Annotated in this window: 12 protein-coding genes; 3 read left to right on the forward strand and 9 right to left on the reverse strand. The window is 69.3% G+C overall.

Annotation, left to right across the window (positions count from 1 at the left end):
• Positions 1-4: 4 nt before the first annotated feature.
• The 9 genes from ACQY9S_RS09390 to ACQY9S_RS09430 are packed head-to-tail and all read right to left on the reverse strand — an operon-like array spanning position 5 to position 8,629.
• Complete coding sequence (locus ACQY9S_RS09390; RefSeq protein ID WP_428425115.1) at positions 5-565, reverse strand: AraC family transcriptional regulator; 561 nt, start codon at positions 563-565, stop codon at positions 5-7.
• Between the two features lie 13 nt (positions 566-578).
• Positions 579-1,694, reverse strand: coding sequence for a DUF3570 domain-containing protein (locus ACQY9S_RS09395; protein ID WP_428425117.1), 1,116 nt, complete (start codon positions 1,692-1,694; stop codon positions 579-581).
• Positions 1,681-1,923: a DUF4266 domain-containing protein gene (locus ACQY9S_RS09400; RefSeq protein WP_428425119.1), complete on the reverse strand. Its 243-nt coding sequence runs from the start codon at positions 1,921-1,923 to the stop codon at positions 1,681-1,683. Before ACQY9S_RS09400 ends, ACQY9S_RS09395 begins: the two co-directional genes overlap by 14 nt.
• Positions 1,920-2,441, reverse strand: a complete 522-nt coding sequence (locus tag ACQY9S_RS09405; protein ID WP_428425121.1) for a peroxiredoxin family protein — start codon at positions 2,439-2,441, stop codon at positions 1,920-1,922. The genes ACQY9S_RS09400 and ACQY9S_RS09405 overlap by 4 nt, the downstream gene beginning before the upstream one ends.
• 9 nt (positions 2,442-2,450) lie before the next feature.
• The gene (locus ACQY9S_RS09410; protein WP_428425123.1) at positions 2,451-3,119 is read right to left on the reverse strand and encodes an outer membrane beta-barrel domain-containing protein; all 669 of its coding nucleotides are present in this window, start codon (positions 3,117-3,119) and stop codon (positions 2,451-2,453) included.
• A 10-nt stretch (positions 3,120-3,129) separates the two neighbouring features.
• Complete coding sequence (locus tag ACQY9S_RS09415; protein WP_428425125.1) at positions 3,130-3,945, reverse strand: SH3 domain-containing protein; 816 nt, start codon at positions 3,943-3,945, stop codon at positions 3,130-3,132.
• Positions 3,942-4,580 (reverse strand): hypothetical protein, encoded by a 639-nt coding sequence (locus ACQY9S_RS09420; protein WP_428425127.1) that lies wholly within the window; start codon positions 4,578-4,580, stop codon positions 3,942-3,944. Before ACQY9S_RS09420 ends, ACQY9S_RS09415 begins: the two co-directional genes overlap by 4 nt.
• Positions 4,577-7,564, reverse strand: coding sequence for a hypothetical protein (locus ACQY9S_RS09425; protein ID WP_428425129.1), 2,988 nt, complete (start codon positions 7,562-7,564; stop codon positions 4,577-4,579). The genes ACQY9S_RS09420 and ACQY9S_RS09425 overlap by 4 nt, the downstream gene beginning before the upstream one ends.
• 54 nt (positions 7,565-7,618) lie before the next feature.
• Positions 7,619-8,629 carry an FAD:protein FMN transferase gene (locus ACQY9S_RS09430; RefSeq protein ID WP_428425131.1) on the reverse strand — a complete coding sequence of 337 codons (1,011 nt, stop codon included), beginning with the start codon at positions 8,627-8,629 and terminating at the stop codon, positions 7,619-7,621.
• A gap of 223 nt (positions 8,630-8,852) precedes the next feature.
• Between ACQY9S_RS09430 and ccmA the strand changes: the two genes are divergently transcribed.
• The 3 genes from ccmA to ccmC are packed head-to-tail and all read left to right on the forward strand — an operon-like array spanning position 8,853 to position 11,091.
• On the forward strand, positions 8,853-9,653 hold the full coding sequence (gene ccmA / locus ACQY9S_RS09435) for a cytochrome c biogenesis heme-transporting ATPase CcmA (RefSeq protein WP_428425133.1): 801 nt from the start codon (positions 8,853-8,855) through the stop codon (positions 9,651-9,653).
• A 1-nt stretch (position 9,654) separates the two neighbouring features.
• Complete coding sequence (ccmB, locus tag ACQY9S_RS09440; RefSeq protein ID WP_428425135.1) at positions 9,655-10,323, forward strand: heme exporter protein CcmB; 669 nt, start codon at positions 9,655-9,657, stop codon at positions 10,321-10,323.
• Between the two features lie 6 nt (positions 10,324-10,329).
• Positions 10,330-11,091: a heme ABC transporter permease CcmC gene (gene ccmC / locus ACQY9S_RS09445; RefSeq protein ID WP_428425137.1), complete on the forward strand. Its 762-nt coding sequence runs from the start codon at positions 10,330-10,332 to the stop codon at positions 11,089-11,091.
• The last annotated feature ends 2 nt before the right edge of the window (positions 11,092-11,093 follow it).

Below are 11,093 nucleotides of genomic sequence, written 5' to 3' on the forward strand. Positions count from 1 at the left end.
CGGCTCACTGCCAGACTTTGACGTCGAACTCCGGCTGCAGCTTGCCGGGGGAGTCGTTGATGCGCAGCTCGATGTACTTCGGGTCCGTGCCCTTCTCGAACTTCACGGTCGCGCCGCGCTTGTAGTCGCGCTCGTGCGGGCCCTTGCCGGTGAAGAAGGCCACCAGCTCGTGCTCGCCGGTGCGCAGGTTGCCGAGGTAGACGCGCTGCACACCGCCGCGGTGCAGTGCCTGCACCTCGAGCGGCGTGTAGAGGTAGTTGGCCACCACCTTGTCGTCGAGCTTGACCTGCACCGAGTCGAGCTCGAACAGCCTGCCCACGTCCATCGACACGAACAAGGCCACCTGGGTGCCGGCCGGGAACAGCAGTTCCTCCTCCAGCACCAGCAGGTCGCGGTTGAGGCGGATCACGTCGCCCTTGACGTCCTGGATGCGGCTGTCCAGCCCGCCGGCCGGCTCGCTCGCGCTCGGGGCGGGCGGCGGCGCATCGGCGCCCCAGGCGGAGGGCACCGCGGCCACGCCGATCACGAACCACGCGGCGAGCACGCCGCAGCATCGACTCAACATACGCCGGACTCTCTCAAAAGGTGGCAGACACATAGAGCTGCAGGACGCTGGCGGTGAAGCCGTACAGGCCGCCGCTGCGGATGTCGGTGAAGTCGCGGAACTTGTAGCGCACCAGTTCGTAGGCGCCGCCGGCCTTGAGCTCGTACTGCCCCGGGACCTGCTTGACGGTGTAGGACAGCTTGGCGCCCAGGCTGATGTCGTTGAAGCTGCTCAGCTGGCGGTTGCGCGAGATGTAGGTCGTCTCGACGGTCGCGTTGTCGCTGTAGAACAGCGCGTGGTCCTGGGTGTGCGCCCGCACGAAGGCGTCGCCCAGCCACAGCTCGCCGAAGTAGCGGCTGTAGCCGACCTCCACCGTGTGCGCCTTGATGGCCCAGGTGTCCCAGAAATAGCGGTACTCGGCACGGATCGCGTCACGCGAACCGAGATCGCCGACCACGCGGAACTTCACGGCCCGCGCCGAGCGCGTGCGCGGGTTGCGCTCGGGCACGGCGGCACCGAACACGCGCGCGACGCGGTAGGGGCTGCCGAGGAAGCCATCGTCCGACAGCACCTCGAGGTTCGCACTCATCAGCCAGCGCGGGGTCAGGATCTGCGTCGCGCCCAGGCGGTACTGCCAGTGCTTGGCGAGGTCGGAGAACTCGGGCGAGCCCTTCTTGCCGACCTTGTCGGAGCCGCGCGTGAAGCCCAGGTTCACGGTCGTCATGCCGCCGAAGACTTCCTGGCTCACGTCGAGGCTCGCGGTGTCGGCCGTGTAGTCGGGCTCCTTGCTGCCCGTGAAGGCCAGCGTGAGCTTGGCGTCGCGATAGACGTAGTCGGCACCGAAGCCGTACTCGGTGCGGGTCTCGCGGTAGGGACTCGCGGTGGTGACGACGTCGATCGACGCGTTGCTCACCGCATCGACGTAGTAGGACGCCGACAGCGACACCTTGTCGGCCAGGCTCTTGCGCACCAGCAGGGCCGGGCCGCTGGCGGTCACACCGCCGCCGTTGTAGACGTGGGCCATCGCCTCCGCCTGGTCTTCGGGCAGGTCGACGCCGCGCGCCGCGCCGGCAGCCAGCACGCTGCCGAGCAGGCCGGCCAGCCGCGACCAGTGCCGCTTGCGCAAACGCCGCAGACTAGTTGCAGCCACAGCCACCCCCCTGCACGCCGGTGGCGCCGCGCGCGCCCTCGCGCACGCTGCGCACGTGCTCGCGGTGCTTGTCCACCAGCGGGTCCTGCGAGAACTGCATGATCGGATCGGCCAGCCGCTCGCGCTCGTACGGCTTGACCCACGGCTGGATCGAGCAGCCCGAGAGCAGCGATGCGCCCAGCAGCGTGGCGACCACGGCCGCGGTCGAAAGAACTCGAAGCGGCTTCATTGTTTGAGCAACTCCCGGACCTGCTTGTCGTAGGTGTCCTCGTAGCCGGTCTTGTAGCCAAGATGGACGTACTTCACGCGCCCGTCGCGGTCGATCAACACGGTCGACGGCATCGTGCTCAGGTCGTACTGGCGGCTCACCTTCTTGTCGGTGTCCAGCAGCACCGGAAAGCTCACGCCCAGCTTGGCGGCCACGTCTGCGGCCTTGCGCGCGTCGTCGTCGACATTGACGCCGATCAGCACGAAGCCCGAGGCGCGGTACTTCTCGTACAGGCGGTTGAGGTGGGGCATCTCCTGGCGGCACGGTCCGCACCAGGTGGCCCAGAAGTTCACCATCACGACCCGGCCGCGCTGCTCCTGCAGGCGCAGGTTCGGGCCGTTCATGCTGCGCAGCGTGAAGTCGGGCGCCGTCGAGGCCGGCGCGATCGCCGGAGCGCACAGGCCGGCATAGGCGGCCAGCGTCGCACCGACGAGCAGCCGTGCGATGCGCTGCAGTCCGGGGGGCAAGATCGTGGTCATGGGCCGCTTTCAGAAGAAGAAGCTGAGGCCGGCGGTCAGCTCGAGGTTCTGCGTGCTCTGCCGCTTGCCCAGGATGTCGAGCGAGAAGAGGTGGTCGCGCATGTCGACCTGCACCGCGGCCCAGTCGGCGAGCATCAGGCGCATGCCGAGGCCGAAGTTGAAGGTCTGGCGCCGCTGGTCGTTGAACTTGGTGCTGCCGATGCCGCCGATCACGTAGACGGCGGTGGCCTTGGCCCGCTTCCTGCCAAGGAAGACCTCGCCGGGCAGCACGTTGTAGCCGACCGACAGGTTGTAGTAGCTGAGCTTCTCCTCCTCGTCGGTGAACACGCCGCCGGGCAGCACCTGCCGGAACGCCTCGTCGCTGACCTTGGTCTGCGCGTAGACGCCCTGGACGAAGAAGTCCTCGGTGATGTGGTACCCGAGGCGCACGCCACCGACGATGCTGGAGCCGAAGTTCTCGGTCGCGTAGGTGCCGGTGAACACACCGAGTTCGAAGTCGTTCGACGGGAAGCGCGGCAGCTTGACCTCGCGCCGGTCGACCTCGGGCACGATGACCTGCTCGTTGTTCGCTGGCTGGCTCTGGGCCGCCACCGTCGCGGGCGCTGCGGCGAGCAGGCTCGTCAGGGCGGCAGCGAACGCCGTCGTCAGCAGCGGCAGGGCGTGGGTTCTTCCGGTCATGGTGTTCTCGTTAGAAGAAGAAGGAAAGGCCGGCGGTGACCGCGCGGTATTCACCGGTGCGGGTGTCGGCGATGAAGGCGGTGTAGATCGTGTAATCGACGCGCAGCACGAGGCGCTCGGACACGTGGTAGAGCGCACCGATGCCGGCATTCCCGAGCTTGGCGTCGGTGACCGACGCGCCGACCAGGCTCTGGTTCGGGAAGTTCTTGAACTTGCCCAGGCCGATGCCGAAGAACGGCGACAGCCGCTGGTCCGACCAGGGCTCGGCGAGCACGTTCACGTGCCAGAAGTCGGTGCCGGAGTAGAGGCCCTGCACCTGGCCCAGCGTGCCCTCGACGCTCAGCGTCTCCGACAGCTTGTAGCTGGCCCAGAACTTGAGCATCGGCTCCGACTTGAAGCGTCCCCAGGCCGCGCCGAGCTGGACGCGACGGCCGAGGTAGTCGTCGATCGCGATGTCGCGGAAGGTCTTCTTGCCGCCCGCCTCGGTCAGCGTGGTCTCGAGCTGCCGGCGGTGCACCCAGCCGACCTTGCCGCCGGCGGTGCGCACCTTGTACCAGTCGGTATGGCGCAGCGTGATCGCGATCCACTCCTCGCGCGCAGCGACGAAGTGGACCGGGTAGCCGCGGCCGGGGCCGGTGTGCAGCTCGATGTAGGGGTCGGCCACCTGCACGCGCTCGACGTCGGCGTCCGCGTCGGTGTCGGCGTTCGCGTCGGCGGCGCGAACCGCCGGCGAGTGGGCCGCCGCGGCGGCGACCAGGAACAGCGCCAGGCCGGTGCGTGCGAACGCGCTGCGCCAGCCGCAAAGGGGTGGGTTCTGACGATTCATTGGGTGTTGCAACTGCCGGTGGCCGGATCGGCCGGCGTGAACATGCTGTTGCCGGCGACGCTGAACTCGTCCTGCCCCTGCGGCGACGGGTGGCTGATCCAGTACTGCAGCAGCTTGACGTTCGGGTCCTGGTCGTTCGCGAAGATCAGGCCGCCGCCGTGCAGCACGCCCAGCACCTGCGGCTTGTTCACCAGCCGGCTGGTGGCGGGCGAGCCGGGGATGACCTCGCCCTGCGCCGAGTAGAAGTTCTTGTACATGTCGCTGGCCCGGACCACGTCGGGCGTGTTGGCGGCATTCGCGAGGTCGACCTGCGTGGCCGAGGGCAGCACGCGGAACGCGCCGCCGGTGCCGTTGGCGTTGTCGTGGCAGCCCGAGCCGGCGCAGCTGTTGGTCGAGATCACGCCGTTGATGTTGATCTGCAGCTGCGCCTGGAAGATCGGGTTGATGCACTTCTGGAAGTAGATGAACGACAGCTTCTGGCCGGTCACGCCACCGCTGTTGTTCACGTCCGGCGGATTGCCGAGCGGGTTGCCGCCGCCACCGCAGCCGGCCAGCAGCAGGGCGGCCAGCGGCACGATGGCGCGGCGCGCCGGGCGCCGCCCGACATGCCGCGGCCCGGGCATCGTTCTCGTCATGGTGTGCATCCGCTTGAGATCCAGTTCGCGATCGCCGTGTAGCCGGCGCTGCCGACCGGCAGCACCGCGGCGCTCTGCCCGGCCGCGCCGGCCGGATGCGGCACGGTCGACGGCCGGCTCAGCAGGTAGTTCGAGGCCGCGTTGCAGGTGTCGGAGATCATCGTCAGCGTGACGTTGAAGTCGCCTGCCGGATCGCCGGTGAGGATGAAGCGGTTGCGCGCATAGGACGGCGTGGTCTGCGCCGCACCGGCATTGCCGCCCGGCTGGTGGCAGCCGGCCGAGCAGCTCGCGCGCAGCACCGGCTGCACCTGGGCCTCGAACGAAGCCTGATTCAGCGCGGCGGCGACGTTGACGACGCTCGGGCTGCTGGTCAGGTCGTTGTAGTACTGGCCCCCGAGGTCCATCCACTCCGTCACGAGGCGCTTCTCGGCGGCGTTGAGCAGCGTCGCGTGGTTGGGCGCCGTGCCCGGCGGGCTGGGATGCGCGGTGCGCGCCGCGGCGCCGGCCATCAGCTCCTCGCCGAACAGGATCTCGGTCAGCCGGCTCTTGCGCGCCAGGCCGCCGGCGTTGCCGGTCATGGTCTCGACCACCGCGGCGCCGCGCACGATCACCGGCACGCCGTCCTCGATGCGGGTCACCGGCAAGCCGGTGGCGGTGTCGATCACCGGGTCGCCGATCAGCAGCTCGTCGTAGGAGAGCAGGCGCCCGGTGCCGCTGGTCGTGCCCTGCAGCGAGAGCTTGGCCGGGTCGCTGTGGCAGCCCGTGCAGGTGGCCGCACCGCGGTTGCGTGCCCACAGCGGCTGGATGTGCTCGGCGTAGTTGATGATGCCGTTGACCGGCGCCGGCGTCTGCAGGTCGTCCGCCGGATTGGCGTTGCCGGTGTAGCGCACCGTGATCGGGGCCCGAGCGACGCCACCGTGACCGGTGTCGGCCCAGATGTCGGTGTAGACCATGTCGGCGCCCAGGCTCAGCGCGGTCGGGTCGAGCCGCGTGCGCAGCGAGGCCATGGTCTCGCCGGACTGGTGGGCACTGGACATCGACGGCAGCAGCGCGCTCGCCAGCGTGTTGACGATGGCGTTGGCGTTCAGCGCCGCGCCGCGCCGCGGGCTGTGGCAGCCGTCGCAGGTGCGGCGTTCGCCGGGGCGGACCTGGATCCAGTTCAGGTGGGTCTGGATGCCACGGCCCTTGGCGTCGACGATCGCCAGCGCCAGCGGCGTGTCGGCCGGCACCTTCAGCTTGAAGGAGCCGTCAGGCTCGACCGGCGCGTAGCCGAGGATCTGCTGCGGCTCGAAATCGGTCTCGCCGATCGCTTCGCGCATGCCCATCATGTTGGACTGCGGCGCCACCGCGCGCACCGCGCGCACGAAGCGCGCCGGCGCGCAGCCGTAGGCCGGGTCGGCCGGGTCCTTGATGCGCAGCAGGTCGGCCACCTGGGCACGCGTGTCCAGCGTGTCGGTCGGCGCGGTCTTGGCGATCGCGGTGGTGCAGCCGGCCGGCAGGTCGGCGGCGGCCAGCATCGAGGTGCCCATGCGGTCGAGGCCGTCGGTGTCATAGACGCTGCGCACCTCGATCAAGGCCATGTTCTGCGCCGCGAGCGTCGCGTCGACGTTGGTCGGGTCGGCGGCGTTCGGCTCGGCACGCTGCTGCAGCGCGACCGGGTCGGTGTACATGAATCCCGCCGGTGGCGCGGCGACGTTCAGCCAGGTCTGCTTCGCCGGGTCGTACATGTAGACCGCATAGGACGGCGGCACGTTGTCCTGCACCGGATCGGCGGCAATCTGCGCCTCGGTGCGGTTCTCGTCGTCGAGCCGGGCCAGCTCGGCCGTCGTCAGCGTCGCGCAGGACACCACGTTGCCGTTGCGGGTCACTTCGCAGGGCCGGTAGCCCACCAGGACGCGGTTCGTGCCGTCCCACAACGGGAAGGGCGTGGTGACGCGGCCGTAGCGCGACAGGCCGCGCCCGTCATTGAGCGCCTGCGCGGTGATTTGCGCCTGGCCGCCCTGGGGCTGCACGGTCCGGTTCGCCGGCGTGTCCTGTTCGGAATAGTTCGCGGCATCGACCAGCATCAGCGCGCCGCCTTCGTTGGTGCCCGACAGCGACATCAGCGACGAGGTCAGGAAGCCCTTGTAGGGACCGGCCGGGTCCATGTCGCGCGGGTGCAGGAAGCTGTTGCCCGGGCTGTGCGCGCCGTAGAGCACGAACATGTCGGTGCCGTCCGGCTTGGTGCGGAAGATCGCGAAGCGGTTGCGGTCACCCACGTGCTCCCAGCGCGAGAACAGGATGTCGCCGTTCGGGCGCACCACCGGGTTGCGGTCGTGGCTCTGGTTGAACGAGATCTGCTGGATGTTCACGCCGTTGGCGGTCATCGTGTGCAGGTTGAAGACGCGCTCGCGCTCGTACTCGTCGAGCGCGTAGTAGGTCTGCCCCAGCGCCTGCGTCGTCTTCGACTTGGTCTGGCGGTTCGACGAGAACACGAAGCCGCGGCCGGCCGGCAGGTAGGCGGGGTCGACGTCGTCGTCCTGCGTCGAGCTCGTCAGGCGCTTGAAGCTGCCGCCGGTGTAGCCCCCGGTGGTCATGTCGTATTCCCAGATGTTCCAGCGGCCGGTGCAGGCCGGCTGGCCGCCGATCGTCGCGGTGTTCGTCGTCGGGCAGCGCATCGCGAACACGATCTTCTTGCCGTCGTACGAGACCTCGGGGTCGGACGCGTCGCCCTGCCCCTGCGTGAACTGCGCGGTGATGTTGTGCTCCGGTGCGCTGGGCGAGGACTTCTCGCGGATCATCAGGTCGCCCCCCGGTGCGGTCGGCGCGCCGTTGGTCGGGTTCATGCGCATCGTGTTGGCCCGCATCACGTAGGCGATCGGCACGTCGCCCTGGACCGTGACGGTCGCCGAATCGCTGCCGCCGCCGCTGCCGCAGGCGGCGAGCAGCACGCCCAGCGTGACGGCGGCACAGGCCAGCGCTTGTTCTCTTCCCGGCTTGTTCATCCTGGTCTCCTGATCGATGCAATCAACGAGCGAGAGGTATTTCAAGTTCTTGTCTCACTGCCGCGGCTGCGCGCCATCGGCGAGCAGCCCGCACGAGTAGTGCAGCGCACCGGCCGCGTCGACCACCACCGCGTCGACGCCGGCATGCGAATCGACGAGCCGCATGCCCCGCTCGACGCCCATCACGAACAGGCACTTCGACAGGCCTTCGCTGGTGAGTCCGTCCGGAGCGATGATGGTCACGCTGCGCACGCCGTCCGGCGACTTGCCGGTCTTCGGGTCGAGGATGTGGTGGCAGCGCACGCCGTCGGCCGCATCGAAATAGCGCTCGTAGTCCCCCGAGGTGGAGACCGCCACGTCCTCGAGCGGCAGCAGTGCCACGATCTCGCCCGGCCGCCGCGGATCGCGCACGCCGATCGTCCAGGGGCGCCCGCGCCGATCGCCGATGACGCGGCTGTCGCCGCCCGCGCTGACGAAGGCATGGCGGATGCCGCGGCGTGCAAGGATCGCCGCCGCGTTGTCGACGGCATGCCCCTTCGCGAAGCCGCCCAGGTCAATGCGCAGGCCTTCGCGAGCGAAGCGCACCGTGCGCGCTCCGGCATCGAGTTCCAGATGCCGGTAGCCGACGGCCGCGCAGGCCTGCACCAGCGCCTCGTCGGTCGGACGCACGCGCTGGCGGTAGTCGTACAGGTGGCCGGCGCCGGCGTAGGTGATGTCGAATGCCCCATCGGAGCAGCGCGAGAACTCGAGGGACCGGGCCAGCAGGCCGAACATCTCCTCGCCGACCGGCACCGGATGCGCCGCCGCCTCGCGGTTGATGCGCGACAGCTCGGAGTCCGGCTTGAACGGACTCATGCAGCGGTCGATGCGGTGCATCTCGCCCATCACCGCGTCGATCGCGGCTTCGGCGGCGGCGCGATCGTCGCCCCACAGATCGACGCTCACCGCGGTGCCCATGATGGCCTCCTCGCGCCGCATCCAGCCGCCATGGGCCGGGAGGCCGGCCGGAACGCGGACGCAACCCGCGGCACGGTGGCCGACCTTCGACAAGCCGAACATGGACATGACGCGCTCTCCCCTGGTCTTTTCTGTTGACGCCCACCGACTCCTCGTGGGCCCATTTATCGATTCCCCGCCGCAGCGACCGCCTGCTGTTCAGGGCGGACGAATACTCTCGCGTCGAGCGCTCCAAAACGCGTCAATAGTTGGCATTTCGTCTGGCGCTTACACGCTGTCGCAGATGATTTGCCGGCGTATTTGTGCTTGTCTGCGTGGAGACGATTCAGATGTGAGCAAGAGCAACCGGATCGCCTGCAATCCGGCGGCGACACCGTCTTCGCCGGACCGCCGCCGCAGTACAGTCGGCACGCTTCGCGCGCCGCCCCGGGCGCCGCGCCATCCACCGACCCCTCGCGACCTCCAGCATTCCGTGTTGCCGCAACCAGCCTCGCCGTCTGCCGATGCACCGCGCCTGTCCGCCACGGGCCTGGCCTGCCGGCGAGGCAGCCGACTGCTGTTCAAGGGGCTCGCTTTCGAGGTGTCGAATGGAGAGATCGTCTGGCTGCGCGGACGCAACGGGCGCGGCAAGACCAGCCTGCTGCGCCTGGCCACCGGGCTTGCCACGCCTGAAGAGGGCTCGATCCTGCGGGACGGCCTGCCCGCGTCGCAACCCGGCCGGCGCTTCGTGTTCATCGGCCACGCGAACGCGCTGAAGGACGACCTGACGGTCGGCGAGTCCCTACAGTTCCTGCTGCGCCTGCACGGCCGCGCCTGCGGGCCGCAGGCGGTGCACGCTGCGCTCGAGCACATGGGGCTGCACGGTCGTCGCCACGCGATGGTTCGCACCTTGTCACAAGGTCAGCGGCGGCGTGTCGCGCTGGCACGACTCGCGGTCGAGGACCAGGACGAAGCGCCGTTGTGGCTGCTCGACGAACCGTTCGATGCGCTCGACGTCGATGGCGTGGAGCGCCTGAACGACCTGCTGGTCGCGCACGTGAAGCGCGGCGGCGGCGTGCTGCTGACCAGCCACCTGCCCCTGGACACGGCCAGGCTGCGGCCCCGCGAAGTCGACCTGGACGGCTTTGCCTGACATGCGGGACCTGTTCATGGCGCTGTACATGCGCGACCTGCGCCTCGCCATGCGCCGGCGCGTCGAGACGCTGATGCCGGTCGCGTTCTTCGTCGTCACGGCCAGCCTCTTCCCCCTGGGGGTGGGACCGGAGCCGCAGACCCTGCGCCTGCTGGCCCCCGCGCTCGCCTGGGTCTGCGCGCTGCTGGCGGCGATGCTGTCGGTCTCTCAGCTGTATGCCGGCGATTTCGCCGACGGCTCGCTCGAGCAGATGCTGCTGTCGGGCCACAGCGCGGTCGTGATCGCCGCGGCCAAGTCGGCCGCGCACTGGACCTTGAGCGGCCTGCCGCTGATCGCCGCGGCGCCGCTGCTGGGCCTGCTGTTCGACATGAGCCGGGCCGCGCTCGGCACGCTGGTCGTCTCGCTGCTGCTGGGCACGCCGGTGCTGAGCCTGCTGGGCTCGGTCGGCGCGGCGCTGACGCTGGGACTGCGCAGCGCCGGCGTGCTGCTGCTGCTGCTGGTGCTGCCGCTCACCATTCCGGCCTTGATCTTCGGCACCGGGGCGGTCGCCGCGGTCGACGCCGGCCAGTCGCCCGGCGGACACTTCTCCATCCTCGCAGCGTTGCTGATCCTCACGGCGCTGACGGCGCCGCCCGCCGCCGCCGCGGCCTTGCGCATTTCATTGGAGTAACCAGGCGTGGCAGAGCGCATCCGCTGGTTCACCTTCGCCGCGCCGTCGCGTTTTCACGCGCTGGCCGGCCGGCTCGTGCCCTGGCTGTGGGCCGCGGCCGTGCCGCTGGCCGTGGCCGGGCTCTACGTCGGCTTCTTCGTCGCGCCCACCGATGCGCAGCAGGGCGAGTCCTACCGCATCATCTTCATCCACGTGCCGGCGGCCTGGATGTCGATGGTGATCTACCTCGCGATGGCGTTCTGGGCCGCCGTCGGCTGGATGTTCAATGCCCGCATGGCCTTCATGCTGGCGCATGCGCTCGCACCGACCGGCGCCCTGTTCACCTTCATCGCGCTGTGGACCGGGGCCTTCTGGGGCAAGCCGGCCTGGGGCGCATGGTGGGTGTGGGACGCACGCCTGACCTCGGAGTTGATCCTGCTGTTCCTCTACCTCGGCTACATCGCGCTGGTCGAAGCGATCGACGACGTGCGACGCGGCAACCGTGCCGGCGCCCTGCTGGCGATCGTCGGCGCGGTGAATGTCCCCATCATCTACTTCTCGGTGCGCTGGTGGAATACGCTCCACCAGGGCGCCACGGTCACGATGACCGCCGCGCCCAAGATGGCAGCCACCATGCTGACGGCAATGCTGTTGATGACTTTCGCGTTCTGGGCGTACGCTTTTGCGGTGGTGTTCATGCGCGCCCGTGCCATCGTGCTGGAACGCGAAGCGCATGCGGACTGGGTGCGCGCGCTGGCGACGGCCGAGAGAGCAGCGGGGGAGCAGTAGGC

Origin of the sequence: Methylibium sp., assembly GCF_965279545.1 — a bacterium.
Lineage (GTDB): Bacteria > Pseudomonadota > Gammaproteobacteria > Burkholderiales > Burkholderiaceae_C > Methylibium.